A 16,913-nucleotide genomic window follows, 5' to 3' on the forward strand; every position below is an offset into this window, starting at 1 on the left:
GTTACTAAAATCTAGGTTAGCACGGGTTTTGTCGAGGAGGGGTTAAGAAATCTTAATTTTTCAGTAAACCCTGGGCTAAGGGGCGATCGCGCGGTTGTCCGGGAGTTGGCTGGGAACTGATACCCTAAAAAGAGAGATAGTGCGCGATCGCCCCGGTTTGCCGAGAGATCGACCAGGAGAACTTATGAGTTTTGAAAAAATTTTAGTCGCCCTCGATCGCTCCGCCCAAGCGGATCTGGTCTTCGAGAAAGCGGTAGATATTGCCCGGCAATATAACAGTAGTTTATTAATTTTTCACACGATTCATTTTGAAACCGCCGGAGACGTCGCCCCCTTAGTCGGGACGGGAATCGGCTTATCTCCGGCGGGAGGCGCGACCCTGCCCCAAGTGCAACAAGAACGACTGCAAGTAGAAATCGAACAAGTCGATCGCCTGCTGCAAAAATACGCCAAACAGGCGATCGATGCGGGAGTGGCGACAGAAGTCGATCGCGCCATCGGCGATGCGGGACATTGGATCTGCGATCGGGCCAAACAGTGGCCAGCAGATTTAATCGTCCTCGGTCGTCGGGGTCGCAAAGGACTCAGCGAAATGTTCCTCGGTAGCGTCAGCAATCACGTCAGTCACAACGCCCCCTGTTGCGTGTTGATCGTGCAAGGAAGGGCGCACTCGTAAGCCTACCCCTTTCATCAAAAACCCCCCTTCAGATCGATGAGGGGGGTTTGGGGCGATCGCCCCTCGGAAATACCGACGCACAGGGCGATCGCGTCACTCAATGAGACGACAACTTATAACTGAGGGACGTACTGTTCTTTTTCCGGAACCTCAGTATATTCCGCCACAATTTGGCGGAACTCCTCGCCGTCGATCGACTCTTTCTCGATTAACAGATCGACGAGACGATCCATCACCATGCGGTTTTCGCCGATCAGGCGGCGGGTTTCCTCATAGCAATGTTCGACGATCGATCGCACTTGAGCGTCGATGCGCGCGGCAATTTCTTCGGAATATTCCGATCGCGTCATCAAATCGCGACCGAGGAAGACTTCCCCTTGTTGGGTTTCCAAAGAAAGCGGACCGAGATCGGACATCCCGAAGCGGGTCACCATCTGACGGGCCATTCCGGTGACTTGTTGCAAGTCATTTCCGGCGCCCGTGGTCACTTCCGCATCGCCGAAGATCACCTCTTCCGCGACCCGACCGCCTAAAGCGCCCATAATCCGTGCCATCAGTTGCGATTTCGAGACCAAGCTTTGATCTTCGCTGGGGGTAAACCAGGTCAAGCCTTGAGCTTGTCCGCGCGGGATTAAGGTCACTTTTTGTACCGGGTCGTGGTCTTTGACCAAAGTTCCGACGATCGCGTGACCGACTTCGTGATAGGCGATCAGGCGTTTGCTCTTGCTATCGACCAACGGCGTTCCTTCCATTCCGGCGATCACGCGATCGATCGCGTCGTCGATTTCGTGCATGGTCATCGCTTCTTTGCGACGACGGGCGGTTAAAATGGCGGCTTCGTTGAGCAAGTTCGCCAAATCAGCTCCGGTAAAGCCGGGAGTACGGCGGGCGATCGCCTCTAAAGAGATTTCGTCGGCGAGCTTTTTATTGCGCGCGTGGACGTTGAGAATTTCCAGGCGTCCTTTAATATCGGGAGCATCGACGCCGACTTGGCGATCGAAACGACCGGGACGCAATAAGGCTTGGTCGAGAACGTCGGGACGGTTGGTAGCGGCGATGATGATAATGCCCGTATTGCCTTCAAAGCCGTCCATTTCCGTGAGCAACTGGTTGAGGGTTTGCTCGCGTTCGTCATTTCCGCCGCCAATTCCGGCGCCGCGTTGGCGACCGACCGCATCGATTTCATCGATAAAGATGATGCAAGGGGCGTTTTCCTTGGCTTTTTTGAACAAGTCGCGCACGCGAGACGCGCCGACGCCGACGAACATTTCCACGAATTCCGAGCCGGAAATGCTGAAGAAGGGGACTCCGGCTTCTCCGGCGATCGCCTTCGCCAGCAAGGTTTTACCCGTTCCCGGAGGGCCGACGAGCAGAACGCCTTTGGGAATGCGGGCGCCCACGGCGGTGAAGCGTTCCGGTTTTTTGAGGAAGGTGACGACTTCTTGCAGTTCTTCTTTCGCTTCTTCGATTCCGGCGACGTCGTCGAACATGACGCCAGTTTTGGCTTCCATTTGAAAGCGCGCTTTCGACTTGCCGAAGTTCATGGCTTGGCCCGGACCGCCGGGAACGTTGCTCGATCGCCGGAACAGGAAGAATAACCCGGCAATCAGCAACAGGGGAAAGAGGAGATTGCCCAAGATTCCCCAGATGGCGCCGTCGTTACGCGGCGGGTGGGAATCAAAGCTGATGTTGGATGCTCGCAAGCGGGTGATTAATTCGGGGGCGTTTCCGGGTAAGTCTACGCGCAAGCGTTGGGGTCGGTTGTCGAGTTCGGGATCGACCGCTTCGACGATCGCCGTGCGGCCCCCTTCGTACAGATCGACGCTTTCGACTCGTCCGGCATCGAGATATTCTAAGAAGCGCCCGTAACTCATGCGGGTACTGGCGGCGTTATTGCCCGCATCGATTCCCGTCGGCGCGAAAACTGCTTGCCAGACGAAAAAGCCGATCGCCAAGGCGGGTAATGACCACAGTACGAGTATTCTCCAAGAAAATTTCATAAGCAATAGGGTTTAGACGGTTGGGACAAGAAAGTCAAGTCAATAGATAGGATGCAGGAATAAGAAAAAGCTGCTTATCTATAGGGATTTGGGTAGGGATGCGATCGCGGTTCCCCGGGAGGGTTCCGGCGAGTCGAGACTCCCCCGGACAGGGCCAGATCGTCAATCTCTATCATAATCTTAACTAAATTTAACGTAACGAGGGCGATCGGAGCAACTTTCGCCCCGGAAAGGGCGTGGGATGGGGCGATCGCCCGAGTAAAGACCCATGTAAAAATGGACGCCCGGGTGGTGCGTCCATCATCGAGAAAGATTAAAATTTATCAATTCGGCTCGATCGCCCCCGAAGGGACTCGGGTAACGCTTAGAAACACAAGTGTAGAGAGCGTTGGTTGCGCGATCGCAACCCTCGACGAGCGTGTGAGGAAACAGCAACACGATCGAGGGGGTTTCTCAAGCGCCCGCGATCGGGTCGAATTCGACTCGATCGAGTCTCATCCAGGTGCAAGGCGCCCGTTTTGCTCCCGTAAAACCCTTAGTTTTTGGGAGTTTTGTCGCCAGCGACTTGTTGTTTGAGTTGTTCGAGTTGGCTCGATAACTCGCTGCGCGTGGACGCGCTGAGCAAATAACGATAGACAAACCAAATGGAATAACTCAAACCCACGATCTCAAAGGTCGGCTGTACTAAAGGAATGCCGTTGAGGACATCGAGTACCGCCACTAACACTCTGAGGGAGACCAAAATCGCTAAAATTAACCCGACGGTAACGAGCGGTTTTTGATAGTCTTTGACAAAAGCCGTCACGTATTCGGGAAGATCGGACAAAATTGTCACGATTTGGTTTTTAATCCCGTCGAGTTGACTGGTCGTAGCATCGGGGGTGACAGAAGCCGAAGTCGCTCCACCGGGAGGGGAAGCCGAAGCATCGGTCTGGGTGTCTTTCGGTTGTTCGGTTGAAGGATTTCCAGTCAAGGCACTAGCCTCTTCTACATGAACCTTTAGGACTTTTTCCAGGCGGGTTCGATCGAGACCGCGCTGGTGGAGAAGTACCCACGATTGTATCAGGTCGGGTCCGTGCACATCTCCGGTTAACGCTGCCCGCAGCGATCGCATCACCAACCCTTTTTTGACTTTTTGGGCTTTCGTGACCTCTTTGATAAGATCTTGAGCCTCTTGTTCGGTCAGGGTCTGTTGATTCGACATGCCATCGAGGATGGCTTCCAGAACTGCCGTAGCGCCTTCGCGTTCGAGCTGTTCGCTCCCTGCTTCCGTCATTTCCACGTCGCTGACGAAAAAGGTGCGGCTCATTTCGATCGCGTCGGTCAGTCGCGTCAAACTCGGACCGACTAAGGCGGTTAACGCTTCCAACCATGGGCGCTGGGCCGTGGTGTCGAAGGTGTAACCCGCTTTTTGCCAGAAGGGAATCAGCGCATCGGTCAACTGGTCTACAGGCATTCGGTGGATGTACTGACTGTTGAGCCAGTCGAGCTTATCCCAATCGAATTTAGCTCCGGCTTTGTTGACGCGATCGAAACTAAATTTGCTCGCCGCTTCTGCCAAGGTAAACATTTCTTGGTTGTCCGGCGGCGACCACCCCAGCAGGGTCATGTAATTGACTAACGCTTCGGCGGTAAACCCCATTTCTTTAAAATCGGAAATGGAGGTGACCCCATCGCGTTTCGACAGCTTTTGACCTGATTGATTCAAGATCAAAGGGGTATGGGCGAATTCCGGAATATCTGCCTCAAATGCTTCGTAAAGTAAGATCTGTTTGGCCGTATTGGCGATGTGATCTTCGCCGCGAATGACGTGGGTAATCCGCAGGTCGATGTCATCGACGACGACAGCTAAGTTATAAAGGGGCTGTCCGATCTCTTGGGAACTCGACGCGCGCGCCACGACCATATCCCCGCCGAGGTCGCTCCCTTTCCAGACCATGCGACCGCGCACGAGATCGTTCCAGACGATTTCGCGATCGTCGTCAATTTTAAAACGAATCACTGCGGTGCGGCCTTCCGCTTCAAAGGCTTCGATCTGTTCGGCGGTTAAGTCCCGGTGGCGGTTGTCGTATCGGGGTGCTTGACCTTTGGCTTTCTGCTGCGATCGCATCTCGTCGAGTTCTTCCGGCGTGCAGTAACAGCGATACGCCAAGCCCCGATCTAACAAGGTTTGTACCATCTGGCGGTAGAGGTCGAGGCGCTTGGACTGAAACACCGGACCCGCATCCCAAGTTAGACCCAACCAGTCGAGCCCTTCTAAAATATTGTCCGTAAACTCGGGTCGCGATCGCTCTAGATCCGTATCCTCGACCCGTAAAATGAACTGGCCGTCCTGGTTTTTGGCAAACAACCAGTTAAAAACAGCCGTTCTGGCCGTTCCTATATGTAAGTTCCCAGTCGGACTGGGTGCTATCCGAACTCTAACGGTCACGGAAAATTCTCTCTCTGCTTAAGCTTGACACCAACATCGTAGATCTTAGAGTCCGAACTCGAACCTAAAATCTACGATTCTTAGAGTTTGAGAACTTGAGAACGGGACTGACGGGATTCGAACCCGCAACTTCCGCCGTGACAGGGCGGTGCTCTGACCAGTTGAACTACAGTCCCTCGCGGTCGCGCCGTGCGCTCTTGCGCTTGGCCTTAATCATACTGACTCAGTTTCCAGGATTTGTCAACCTTTTTGGTCAAAAATTTTTTTTTCTGTCGATTTTGGCAAGGTTTCGGCGAGTTTTTTCTAAAAATGGAGATTCAAATTTTTATGTCTCAAAATTGATTCAAATCTCTCTAAAATAATAACTTCAAGCTATTGAGATGACGAAAAAGTGTAGTCCTTCAAACTTAAAACTTTTGGGGTGGAGTCCGAGGGGTTTTAAGATAAAGTTTGGAAAAGACTGACCCTCAAGCCGTTTTCTTATGAGTGCATATTCCTCCGCATCTACCCCGAGCGATGCTGCTCCCTTGCGAACGAACCTCGCAGAAATTCGCAACGCCGATTATCGAGAGATCGACCGGGAACAGCTTTCGGAGATGTATCGGCATTACGTAGAGGTCAAAGACCGATATCCTCACGCCATTTTGCTCTATCGGGTCGGCGATTTTTTTGAAACCTTCTTTCAAGACGCGATTACGGTGGCGCGGGAACTCGAACTGGTGCTGACGAGCAAACAAGGGGGAAAAATCGGGCGGGTTCCGATGACCGGAGTGCCGCATCATGCCTTGGACCGTTATGCCATGCAATTAATGGAGAAAGGGTATGCGATCGCCGTTTGCGATCAAGTCGAAGATGCGGCAGAAGCCAAAGGCTTAGTCCGTCGGGAAGTCACCCGGGTGATCACCCCCGGAACCTTGCTCGAAGAAGAGATGTTGCCCTCCCGACGCAATAACTTTTTAGCGGCGGTGGTCGTCGCCAAACATCACTGGGGACTGGCCTATACCGACATTTCTACCGGGGAATTTTTCACTACCCAAGCGCAAGGAATCGAACACCTCGCCCAAGAATTAGACCGACTGCAACCTTCCGAAGTCCTGATTCCGACGAACGCGCCGGACTTGACCGGAACCTTGCTCAGACCGGGGGAAGGGTCGCCCCATTTACCCGAAGGGTTGCCCCCCTCATTTTGTTATTCCTTGCGATCGAATACAGTATTTTTAAGCTCGGAGGCCCGATCGCGCATTCTGATCCAATTCAACCTGCGATCGCTCGAAGGCTTGGGCTGCGAACACTTACCCCTCGCCGTGCGCGCTGCGGGAGGCTTGCTCGAATATCTCGAAGATACCCAAAAAGAAAATTCGATTCCCCTCCAACCCGTTCGCACCTACACGATTAGCGACTTTTTAACCATCGACCGCCAAACCCGCTCCAACTTGGAAATCGTGCAGACGGTTCGCGACGGGACGTTTCACGGTTCCCTACTCTGGGCCTTGGATAAAACCGTCACCGCCATGGGAAGCCGAACCCTGCGGCGGTGGTTGCTGCAACCGCTCTTACAATGCAAAGGGATCGAAGCGCGTCAAGACACCATTCAAGAGTTAGTCGAGAATGCGACCTTGCGCGAGAGTCTCCAACAGCAATTACGCCAAATTTACGACCTCGAACGGCTCACGGGTCGCGCCGGGTCCGGGACCGCCAACGCTCGCGATTTAGTCTCCCTGGCGGATTCGTTGGGGCAACTGCCGCAATTGGCGCAACTCGGGGCGCAAGGTCGTTCCCGCTATTTAAAAGCGGTGGAAACCGTCAATCCGGATTTAGAACAACTCGGACGACAGTTACGCCAGTATTTAGTCGAAAATCCACCCTTGCATTTAACCGAAGGGGGCTTAATTCGTTCGGGGGTGGATACGGTGCTCGACGAAATGAAAGCGCAAGTCGAGGCGGACCAGCAGTGGATTGCCAATTTGGAAGTGACGGAACGGGAACGCACGGGGATTGCTAATTTAAAGGTCGGTTATAACAAGACTTTTGGCTATTACATCAGCATCGCGCGCTCGAAAAGCGATCGCGCGCCGGAAGATTACGTCCGTCGTCAAACATTAACGAACGAGGAGCGTTACATCACCCCGGAGTTGAAAGAGCGCGAATCGCGGATTTTAACGGCTCGCGACGACCTCAACCGCCGGGAATACGAACTTTTTACCGGATTGCGATCGCAGGTGGCCAATTTTGCCGAACCGATTCGTAAAGTCGCCCGCGCCGTCGCCGCCCTTGACGTGTTGTGCGCTTTGGCGAAAATTGCCAGCGAACGCAATTACTGCCGTCCGCAAATGGTGAACGGACGGGAAATCGCGATCGTGGACGGACGCCATCCGGTGGTTGAAGTATCGATTAACGAGGGTTTTTTCGTTCCCAATTCGACGCGCTTGGGACGGTCGGAAAGCTCGCCGAGTCCGGATTTAATCATTCTCACCGGACCGAATGCCAGTGGCAAAAGTTGTTATTTGCGCCAGGTCGGCTTGATTCAACTGATGGCGCAGACGGGGAGTTTCGTCCCGGCGACTTCGGCGCGGTTGGGGATTTGCGATCGCATTTTTACTCGCGTCGGTGCGGTAGACGATTTAGCCACGGGTCAATCGACGTTTATGGTCGAAATGAATGAAACAGCGAATATTCTCAATCACGCGACCTCAAAATCCCTCGTTCTTTTAGATGAAATCGGACGCGGGACGGCGACGTTTGACGGACTTTCGATCGCCTGGTCCGTTGCGGAATATTTAGCCACGGAAATTCAAGCGCGGACGATTTTCGCCACCCACTATCACGAACTCAACGAACTGGCGTCCCTTCTTTCTAATGTGGCAAACTATCAAGTAACGGTGAAAGAATTACCCGATCGCATTATCTTTTTACATCAGGTTCAGCCGGGAGGCGCGGACCGTTCTTATGGCATCGAAGCGGGTCGTCTGGCGGGATTGCCGGATGTAGTGATTCGACGAGCACGCCAGGTGATGGGACAAATTGAAAAACACAGTAAAATAGCGGTCGGATTGCGAAAGGGAGCGCGTCATTTAGACAAGCAAACTGTGGAATCGGAACCTGTGGAGCAATTGGATTTATTGGATTTTTAAATGGGTTTGAATTGGGGTTCTCAAGCTCAGCTCTATATTAACCAGATAGTTAGGGGGCGATCGAGATCGTGTTTGAATTAGTCGATGCTTTTTTTGCCTTTATCGTGCTCGGAATTTTAATCGCGATCGCGCGGTCCATCCGACAGCATATCGGGATTTTGCGATCGTTATTCATCCCGAGTTCGATCGTGGCGGGGGTGTTAGCCTTGTTATGCGGGCCGCAAGTGCTCGGGGCGATCGTTCCCGTCGAGTCTCCCCTCGCTCAAGGCTTATTTCCCGAAACCATGCGCCAAGTTTGGAGCCAATCTCCGGGAATTTTTATTAATGTCGTGTTCGCCACCCTTTTTCTCGGCGAAGCGATTCCCAGTCCCCGGGAAATTTGGCGAAAAGCATCCCCTCAAGTCGCTTTCGGTCAAACCCTTGCTTGGGGTCAATATGTAGTTGGTTTATTACTGACCCTGTTAATTTTAACGCCGCTATTGGGTCTCGATCCGATCGCCGGAGCGCTGATCGAAATTGCCTTTGAAGGAGGACACGGAACGGCTGCGGGAATGGCCGCTACTTTCGATAAGTTAGGCTTTCCTGAAGGGGCGGAGTTAGCATTAGGATTGGCGACGGTCGGCATCGTTTCCGGGATCGTTTCCGGGACGATTTTATCGGCGTGGGGACGGCGCAAAGGTCATATTGCCGTCTCTTCGACGGCGCAATCGTCAGGGTCGAATGAGGGAACGGCACACGATCCTACCTCGGAAATACGGGCGGCGAGAGCGCGATTGATGCGAGATATGCTCATCGATCCGCTCTCGTTAAATTTGGGATTTGTGGCGATCGCGATCGCGATCGGTTGGCTGCTATTACAAGGGTTAATTTCTTTAGAAGCTGTCACCTGGGGTCGCGGTGGTACAGAGATTATGACCTACGTTCCCCTGTTTCCAATGGCTCTCGTCGGCGGCTTAATTTTTCAATTAATAATGGTGCGTTTGGGTCGCAGTTTGTTGGTCGATCCCGACTTAATGAAACGCATTGCCGGAGTTGCTTTAGACGTGACCATCGTTACCGCGCTCGCTTCGATTTCGCTGCAAGTTTTGGGCGAGAATTTCCTCGCGTTTCTGATTCTCTCGATTGCCGGGATTGTCTGGAATATTTGGGCGTTTCTGTTTCTCGGTCCGCGTCTTTTGCCGTCCTATTGGTTCGAGCGCGGCATCGGAGATGTGGGTCAATCGATGGGGGTGACGGCGACTGGAATTGTGTTATTGAGAATGGTGGATCCGCAAAATCGTTCCGGTGCGTTTGAAAGTTTCGCGTACAAACAACTGTTTTTCGAGCCGATAGTCGGTGGGGGGTTATTTACGGCTGCGGCTCCTGCTTTAATTGTCGAACTCGGTTCGGTGAAAGTGTTAATATTGACGGGGGCTTTACTGGCATTTTGGATTATTTTTGGACTTTATAATTTCCGCCAAATTGCTCGCAGAAGTCAAAAAGGTTTCTAGGGCGATCGCGGGTCGAGAGAGGAGGTCTGCTATTGCGCGATCGCAAAACTACCAGCGAACTTGAATTGCTTTCTCTCGCTTTTGTTGGTGATGGAGTAGGGGAGATCCCCGTCCATCTTCCTTAAAAAAGGGGAAGTCCGCGATGCAATTCGTACCCCATGGGGTTGATAATTGCGATATCGATTTTACAAATGTATTAACGAATTAACGAAAGTTTAGTGTGGGGGTAATCAAAGCATTACCTGGGCTTTACCTTAACCGGGTAGCCTGAAACCCAAAGGTTTGTAACCAGTGTTCTTGACTGGTCGAGACAAATATGCCCCCAACATTAAAAGCTGTCCTAGAAACAGAACGGCGCCATCCCAGAGAAGAACGCCGACTGCATTTTTACGCCAAAGGAGAGACTATCCCCGTTTTAGCACAAGGGGTTTGGCAAGTCGGTCAGGGTTTAGTGCAACTGAGCACCCTTTATCCGACAGGCGAAGAAGGTTTACTCGGTTGGGTGGGTCCGTCAATGTGTTTTAGCTTGTGGTTGAGTTGTCTGGAAACGTATCAAGCTAAAGCCCTTTCCGATGTTTATTTAATGTGGTTTTCGGTGACAGAAGTCGAATCCTCTCCCAGACTGGCTCAAGAAATGTTACCCCAACTCGCCCGCCGTTTGCGCCAAGTGGAAGCGATGTTGGCGATCGCGGGTCAGCGACGAGTGGAAGATCGGTTGCATCAGTTGTTATTGCTATTAAAACAAGAAATAGGGCAACCTGTCTCACAAGGAACCCGGTTGCTGGTTCGTTTAACGCACCAAGATATCGCCAGCGCGATCGGGACGAGTCGGGTTACAGTCACGCGCATGTTGGGTAAGTTGCGTAAAGAAGGGGCGATCGACCTCGATGCCAAACGCCATTTGATTATCCGAGATACTCCATTATCTCACTTAAGAAATGGATCGGTTTTACGTCACGGTTTTTAGTCTTGCTGTTGTATAAAGCCCTTTTCATCCCGCCGATGGAAAGGGTTTATCGTTTTTTCAGAATTTTTCAGAATCGTTAAAGTAGGCTGACTTATACTTTTTCATCGATCCTGGGTAGGGACACGGCAATGCCGTGTCCTTTCCGGTGATTCTAATGGTATTAAACCCAAGTAATCTATCATTTCCGCAGAAACAGGAATCCACTCACTCTACTGATTTGATATCAGAATTGTCAGAAATATCATAATTATTCAAAATCTGACAATTTCTGGAGTCGATCTACCATCTATGTTTTATTTTTACCTTTAATATTTAAGGTAGATAAGCATAACTCCAGAGAAATAACAAGTCATGAGTAGAAATTATTCCCAGTTTGATTCTCTCACCGCTATTCTAGCAGGAACCATCACTGTTGCTGGGCTTGTTACATTTGCACCGTCACCCATTTTTGCTAAATCTGCCCAAGAAATTGCTCAAATAGCTGTTCCAGTCACTGTTCAAATTAATGGCGAATCTAGTAAGGCAATAAGGAGCGGTTCTGGATTCATTATTGCCAAAGATGGTACAAAATATACAATTTTAACTTGCGACCATGTTATTGATGATTCTCAATTCAGCTATAACATTCGTACTCATACCGGAAAAGATTATTCAGTAACTAGCATTGTCCGATTAGCGCAAAATCAAAATCAACCAGATTTAGCAATCGTAACGTTTAGTAGTACCGAATCTTATCCTGTTGTCACCTTGAGCAATTCAGATAGAACAGCTATTGGCTCTGAAATTTTTGTTTTTGGATATCCAGCTAATATTTTGAATAAAAAAGTTGGAACTAACCGTAATTTTGAGTTTTCACCAGGATTTGTGACCAGCCTTCTCGACAACCATCCTTCAGGTTACACTTTACGCTACAACGCTATTACTAAAGGTGGCATGAGTGGAGGACCTGTATTTGATAGTGAAGGCCGAGTTATTGGAATTCATGGACAGGGAGATCGCGATTACGATTGGGTGCTAGATAATCAAGGCAAACCTACAGGTAGAACGCCAACAAAAACGGGATTTAATTCAGCAATTCCGATTAATATGTTTCTCTCTAAATTGTCAGAAGTAGGATTAAATCGTTCGGCATTCGCGATCGACGATTCACCAACTACAAACGTACCTATTGCTGTCGATAACCCCAATAATGCACAAACTTTTTACGTTCGCGGTTTAAGCCGATTCGATCGCGCTGACTTTTCTGGTGCTATTGCCGATTTTACTCAGGCAATTCAAAACCAACAAAACTACTCAGAAGCGTTTTTTTATCGAGCTTTAGCCTATTTTGAACTAGATGATTTAGGTAAAAGTTTAGTAGATTACACGACAGCTCTTGAGATCGCTCCCGCTTATGCCGATGCTTATTATAATCGTGCCTTAGTTCGTGCAGAGATGGGCGATCTACTCGGTTCTATTGACGATTACACCCAAGTTATCCGTCTAGACCGTACATTTGCCGCCGCTTATAATAACCGAGGATTAGCCTTATCCGATCTGGGAGATCAACAACAAGCAATTGATGACTTTAATCAAGCCTTGCACATCAATCCCGGGAGATCGAATACTTATTTCAATCGAGGTTTAGCTCTTTTTCGGATTGGCAATTATCGTGCTGCCTTAGCCGATTACACCCAAGCGATTCAACTGAATCCGAACTATGCAAAAGCCTATGCAAATCGAGGTATTACCTTAGCCAAAATAGGCGATCGCCAAGGGGCTATTTCCGATTTACAACAAGCAGCCCGTTTATTTGAAGCTCAAGGAATGAGTGCAGATGCTCAAAAAGCATCAGAAATGGCTAGTCAACTCCAACAGTAAAAGTAAAAGCAAGATAGAATTACAAGATTGTTTCGAGGTGAATGATACTCACCTCGAAATATTTTATTAATCAAGTGAAACCCATCATTTCTAGCTTACTAGCAATGACCGTAGGGGCGAGAGTTTTTTACTTTTACTACGATATTTATCACGATCGTGAGAACCACGATCGCATTCCTAAATTCTTAAATTTCAAAATGTTGAAAATATTTAAAATCTTAAGAACACGGACATACCGTGTCCCAGTTATATTACGAAGGCTTAAAGCCACGAGATGCATCCAGTAAATTAATTATTTTTATGTCAACACCCCATGTATTAACACAGGTTCTCTGTAAGTCAAGTTGCAATGGCCTAGAATCTAACCGTCAACAATATAGTTCGCCTCGGTTGATTTCTGCCCTCCACCGTAAACTCCACCCGACCAAAACCCTTGGGTCCGGGTTCTACTAACTCATAGCGAGATGTAACCCTTCCCGTTAAAGAATTATATTGACTGAAAGCGACATTTGGATTTCTACCCACAGAGCCATCGGTATCCCCACCCCAAGAACCCCAATCGTCAAAAGTAGAGCGCGTTGGTAAAAGAAGATTGGCAATATCGGGCGGAGTTAACCGTTGGTCGGCCAGCACTTTTTGGACATTATGAATTCCACATAATGTTGGCCCAGAAATTTTCGCATCACTATATTGATCTTGAAATTTCTGGACAAAGCCAAAACCGACATTAGCACCCACGCTTTCTTGTTTTTGCCGACCCCACAACCGACTAATACTCGATTCAACTCCACTGCCATTTTGGGCTAACTCGGTTCGGTTGTTGGTAAAATTTCGTCTAATAAATTCTTGGTCGGCAATACGAATTCGGCGAGCCGCATCTGTAGGAATTTCGCTATTCGTATTTCCATTTCCTTGCAAAATCGAAGATAAAACCCCGGAAAGAGGTTGCACTCCACAATACTCTCGCAGTCCCCTAAACACACCATTCGCAGAAAAGCGACTGAGGGGAAAGTCTAAGGAATAGGCTTCGGCAGGTTTGGGGAAAAAAATACCACAAGTCTTAGAAGCAACAACAGAAGCACCACCCCAGACGATCATTCGATTGAGTTGACGACGGCTAAGAGTCATAACTTATCGACTCCCTGGAGAACGAGCGCCTGGGTTCAGATGGAACCTGAAGAAGTGGTACGCGCCTGTGCTACAGTTATCTTTTCGGGTACAATTAACATCAATGGCGAGGCTTCGTCCGTTACTCACGTCCACCAGCAATGTACTAATCTTTCCCTGCTCCCCTTCCTGTCGAGCCACTTCACTGCCATCCACATAAACCTGGATCAGGGCTGGTGGTAATCTGGATGTATCTGGAACTCCATACTGTATTTCTACTGTTCCGGGACCCCCCGGCAGTCTACAGGTAATTCCAAAAGGGACTGCGTTCATAATACTGGTGTATAGTTCTCGGCCTATGGAAATATCAGATCCTTCCAGGAAGGTTGTCCTTATGGAGGAACTCCAAACCTCAACACATTCCAGGTCGAGTAAATAAATCGGTCGCTGGGCTTGGGCTACAGGTGGGATAGCTGTCCCTAAAATTGCCGACAGTATCCCAATGGAAAACCACCGCCTGACTGAACGAAATTTTCCCATCATCAATATCGTCAGAATACTTTCTTCTTTACTATAAACGACCTCCCTGAGCTGAAATGTCACCATTTCACGGCGAACTCAGCTCGAAAATGTCAGCAAAAATGTCAGAAATATCAGGAAGATAGGGTATAATTCACAAAATCGAGTATTTCCCCTATCTTAATGGACATTAACGAAGTGCTAAAACTCGCCGATTCACTCATTTTTATGAAAACGGGCAAGCACTTAGACCATCTGCAAGAAGCGGTCTTACGCGGAACCGTTGAAGGAAAAACCTATACGGAAATTGCGGCAGAAACCTATCAAAGTGAAGGTCATGTGAGAAATACCGGATCGGAACTTTGGCAAATCTTATCAAAAGAATTACGTCAAGAAATTAATAAATCTAACTTTCGCTCGATTATTAAAAAAGTAGAATTTAATGATTTTTCCGCCGAAAACGTAGGTCATGTAACTGTTAATAATGTAAATTTTTGTAGTGAAGCCACACAAACAAATAAACCTAGATATAAAAAGAAAAAAGGAAGAAGCCAACCCTATCAATACTTGGGTGAAATTCCAGAAATTAGCGGGTTTTACGGGAGACAAGAAGAACTCAAAATCTTAGAAAACTCGATTTTCAATAAAAATAGTCGGCTGATTACTATCTTAGGAGCTAGGGGGATTGGCAAAACTACTCTAATAGTTCAATTGTTACAACAGATTAAACCCCAATTTGATTATATTATTTATCGAAGTCTCTGTTTTTCTCCTCCTCCAGAAGTGACCCTCCGTACCCTACTCGAATTTTTCTCTAAATCAAACGTTGCCAATCCGCTTGAAGCCAATCCGCTTGAAAATCAAATCTTTCAACTCCTCGACTACCTACGAAAATATCGCTGTTTAATTGTTTTTGACGATCTGCAGAAATTATTTTCCAGCCAAAAACTCGCCGGAGATTATCAGCCTGAACTTGAGAGTTATCAACGCTTATTTAAACTAATTTCAGAAGTTAACCATAATAGTTGTTTTCTATTAATTAGCTCGGAAAAACCACGAGAGGTTGCTGCTTATCAAAAAAAAGATAAGGATGACCCGATACTTGTTTTAAGAGGTTTACAGATCGGAGCGGCTGAAGCACTTCTTAAGGAATATCAGCTCACTGATGAGGAAAGTTGGAAAACTTTAATTGATACTTACAATGCAAATCCGATGTGGTTGAAACTAACTGCAACGGTAATTCAGGAGTTGTGTGGGGGGAGAGTTGCAGAATTTTTGCAATTTGAGACTCCGGTCATTCCTGAAGCGCTAGCCGATTTATTAAATGATAGTTTCAAACGGTTGACAGATTCAGAAAAAGCAATTCTCGATCGCCTCACGGAAGAAGAAAAACCAGTGACTTTAGGACATCTTTGTAAACATATGTCAATATCATTAACTGATGTATTCAATGCCCTACACTCTCTGAAAAGTAGATTTTTAGTTGAGGCGATCGAAGATGAGAAAAAAACTTTTTTTTTAGTAAATCAAGTGATTAGGGAGTATACAACACGATCTCGATCTCATTTATAACATGCCTGAATCAATCACAACCGTAAGCGGATAGAGGGGAGCGAAACGCAGATGCAAGACGATCCGTATAACTTAAAGCGGTTCCTCGACGCGCAAGCCATAAGCTACGAGCGCGCTTTAGGCGAACTGAAAGCGGGACGGAAGCGATCGCATTGGATGTGGTACATTTTCCCGCAATATCGAGGCTTGGGCTTGAGTTTTACGTCCAGATGCTACGCCATCCACAGCCTCGCCGAAGCGAGAGCTTATTTAGCTCATCCGGTGTTGGGCGATCGCTTGCGGGAATGCACGACAACGGTGTTGCAGATTCCGGGGCGATCGGCTCGTGAGATCTTCGGGTCTCCCGACGACTTGAAATTTCGATCTTGTGCGACCTTATTCGCGGTGGCATCCCCCGCCGATGGGGTGTTCGTGCAAGCCTTAGAGCGATTTTATGACGGGGAGCGCGATCCGAAGACTTTGGAGTTGTTGGCATTGGATGAGTGACGAGAAGATAGTTGAAGTATTTTATATAACAACAAAAGTTCTATATTTCCCATAATTGCTGCAGCCGATCGCGGATGTCAAAAAAGTCATTCCAGGGGAAATAAGGGCGATCGCGGGCTTCTAAATAGTCCGCGAGTCGTTCTCTGGCAAAGACGATCGGGGCGTGAAGGGCCATATTCAAATCGGTGACGGAATCGCCGATCGCCACCGCTTGTTCCGGGGCATAATGTTCGATCGCCTTGACCTTGGCGACCAACTCGGTTCCCCCTTCAAACTGAGAAGAAATCCGCAAATATTCCCCCCTCGTGTCCGCTTCGACGGCGTGGATGGCGAGGATCCGCGATCGCACATCCCCCAGAACCGTTTCGACCATGCCGCGCAATCCGCCGGAAACCACAACAATAGGGACGTTGCGGGCGTCGAGAAAGTCGAGAAACTCCACAAAACCCGATCGCCTCGGTTCCGGACGGATGAAGTCGAGAATTTCCCCATAGCGCCGCGAGGGAATCGATTCGAGGGTCTGACGGATGCCATCGCGCAAGCTCAAGCGCAAAGCGTAGATCTCCGGGAGCAAATCGCGAGCGCATTCCGGGGCGAACTCGCGCATCATCTTCACAAATGTATCTTGTGTGGTAATGGTGCCGTCAAAGTCACAGAAAACGATTCTTTTCATA

General features: G+C 49.0%; 11 protein-coding genes, 1 tRNA gene and 1 pseudogene. 7 read left to right on the forward strand and 6 right to left on the reverse strand.

The features are described 5' to 3' along the window. The first annotated feature begins 184 nt into the window (after nt 1-184). Nucleotides 185-676 (forward strand): universal stress protein, encoded by a 492-nt coding sequence (locus HCG48_RS03640; protein ID WP_168567938.1) that lies wholly within the window; start codon nt 185-187, stop codon nt 674-676. A gap of 113 nt (nt 677-789) precedes the next feature. Here HCG48_RS03640 and ftsH2 read toward each other — a convergent pair whose 3' ends face one another. The 4 genes and pseudogenes from ftsH2 to HCG48_RS03655 all read right to left on the reverse strand — a co-directional run bounded on the left by ftsH2 (nt 790) and on the right by HCG48_RS03655 (nt 5,283). After that, nucleotides 790-2,676: an ATP-dependent zinc metalloprotease FtsH2 gene (ftsH2, locus tag HCG48_RS03645; RefSeq protein ID WP_168567939.1), complete on the reverse strand. Its 1,887-nt coding sequence runs from the start codon at nt 2,674-2,676 to the stop codon at nt 790-792. A gap of 535 nt (nt 2,677-3,211) precedes the next feature. Continuing rightward, nucleotides 3,212-3,511, reverse strand: a complete 300-nt coding sequence (locus tag HCG48_RS26660) for a CAAD domain-containing protein (protein WP_320415784.1) — start codon at nt 3,509-3,511, stop codon at nt 3,212-3,214. A gap of 165 nt (nt 3,512-3,676) precedes the next feature. Continuing rightward, nucleotides 3,677-5,107 (reverse strand): annotated as a pseudogene (gene gltX, locus HCG48_RS03650) (glutamate--tRNA ligase); the annotation flags it as partial. 102 nt (nt 5,108-5,209) lie between these two features. Continuing rightward, nucleotides 5,210-5,283: transfer RNA gene (locus tag HCG48_RS03655), tRNA-Asp, on the reverse strand. A gap of 306 nt (nt 5,284-5,589) precedes the next feature. Here HCG48_RS03655 and mutS point away from each other — a divergent pair. From mutS to HCG48_RS03675, 4 genes are all read left to right on the forward strand, one after another. After that, on the forward strand, nt 5,590-8,238 hold the full coding sequence (gene mutS / locus HCG48_RS03660; RefSeq protein ID WP_168567941.1) for a DNA mismatch repair protein MutS: 2,649 nt from the start codon (nt 5,590-5,592) through the stop codon (nt 8,236-8,238). A 68-nt stretch (nt 8,239-8,306) separates the two neighbouring features. Next, nucleotides 8,307-9,728, forward strand: coding sequence for a sodium/glutamate symporter (locus tag HCG48_RS03665; protein WP_168567942.1), 1,422 nt, complete (start codon nt 8,307-8,309; stop codon nt 9,726-9,728). 316 nt (nt 9,729-10,044) lie between these two features. Next, nucleotides 10,045-10,695, forward strand: a complete 651-nt coding sequence (locus HCG48_RS03670) for a Crp/Fnr family transcriptional regulator (protein WP_168567943.1) — start codon at nt 10,045-10,047, stop codon at nt 10,693-10,695. Nucleotides 10,696-11,046: 351 nt separating this feature from the next. Further along, entirely contained in the window at nt 11,047-12,555 is a 1,509-nt protein-coding gene (locus HCG48_RS03675) for a tetratricopeptide repeat-containing S1 family peptidase (RefSeq protein WP_168567944.1), read from the forward strand. A 354-nt stretch (nt 12,556-12,909) separates the two neighbouring features. On the opposite strand, the gene HCG48_RS03680 is transcribed toward HCG48_RS03675, so the two are convergent. Continuing rightward, complete coding sequence (locus tag HCG48_RS03680) at nt 12,910-13,506, reverse strand: Tat pathway signal protein (RefSeq protein WP_246259882.1); 597 nt, start codon at nt 13,504-13,506, stop codon at nt 12,910-12,912. Between the two features lie 858 nt (nt 13,507-14,364). On the opposite strand from HCG48_RS03680, the gene HCG48_RS03685 reads away from it, so the two are divergent. Both HCG48_RS03685 and HCG48_RS03690 read left to right on the forward strand, forming a co-directional pair. Beyond that, nucleotides 14,365-15,753 (forward strand): ATP-binding protein, encoded by a 1,389-nt coding sequence (locus HCG48_RS03685; protein ID WP_168567946.1) that lies wholly within the window; start codon nt 14,365-14,367, stop codon nt 15,751-15,753. A 51-nt stretch (nt 15,754-15,804) separates the two neighbouring features. Then, the gene (locus HCG48_RS03690; protein WP_168567947.1) at nt 15,805-16,239 is read left to right on the forward strand and encodes a DUF1810 domain-containing protein; all 435 of its coding nucleotides are present in this window, start codon (nt 15,805-15,807) and stop codon (nt 16,237-16,239) included. Between the two features lie 40 nt (nt 16,240-16,279). Here HCG48_RS03690 and HCG48_RS03695 read toward each other — a convergent pair whose 3' ends face one another. Beyond that, entirely contained in the window at nt 16,280-16,912 is a 633-nt protein-coding gene (locus HCG48_RS03695) for an HAD-IB family phosphatase (RefSeq protein WP_168567948.1), read from the reverse strand. Between the last annotated feature and the right edge of the window lies 1 nt (nt 16,913).

Origin of the sequence: Oxynema aestuarii AP17, assembly GCF_012295525.1 — a bacterium.
Classification (GTDB): domain Bacteria; phylum Cyanobacteriota; class Cyanobacteriia; order Cyanobacteriales; family Laspinemataceae; genus Oxynema; species Oxynema aestuarii.

Bases quoted from the DNA above. Each gene is read 5' to 3' on its own strand.
- HCG48_RS03640 (WP_168567938.1), top strand. From the start codon at position 185: ATGAGTTTTGAAAAAATTTTAGTCGCCCTCGATCGCTCCGCCCAAGCG.
- ftsH2 (WP_168567939.1), bottom strand. From the start codon at position 2,676: ATGAAATTTTCTTGGAGAATACTCGTACTGTGGTCATTACCCGCCTTG.
- mutS (WP_168567941.1), top strand. From the start codon at position 5,590: ATGAGTGCATATTCCTCCGCATCTACCCCGAGCGATGCTGCTCCCTTG.
- HCG48_RS03670 (WP_168567943.1), top strand. From the start codon at position 10,045: ATGCCCCCAACATTAAAAGCTGTCCTAGAAACAGAACGGCGCCATCCC.
- HCG48_RS03675 (WP_168567944.1), top strand. From the start codon at position 11,047: ATGAGTAGAAATTATTCCCAGTTTGATTCTCTCACCGCTATTCTAGCA.
- HCG48_RS03685 (WP_168567946.1), top strand. From the start codon at position 14,365: ATGGACATTAACGAAGTGCTAAAACTCGCCGATTCACTCATTTTTATG.
- HCG48_RS03690 (WP_168567947.1), top strand. From the start codon at position 15,805: ATGCAAGACGATCCGTATAACTTAAAGCGGTTCCTCGACGCGCAAGCC.
- HCG48_RS03695 (WP_168567948.1), bottom strand. From the start codon at position 16,912: ATGAAAAGAATCGTTTTCTGTGACTTTGACGGCACCATTACCACACAA.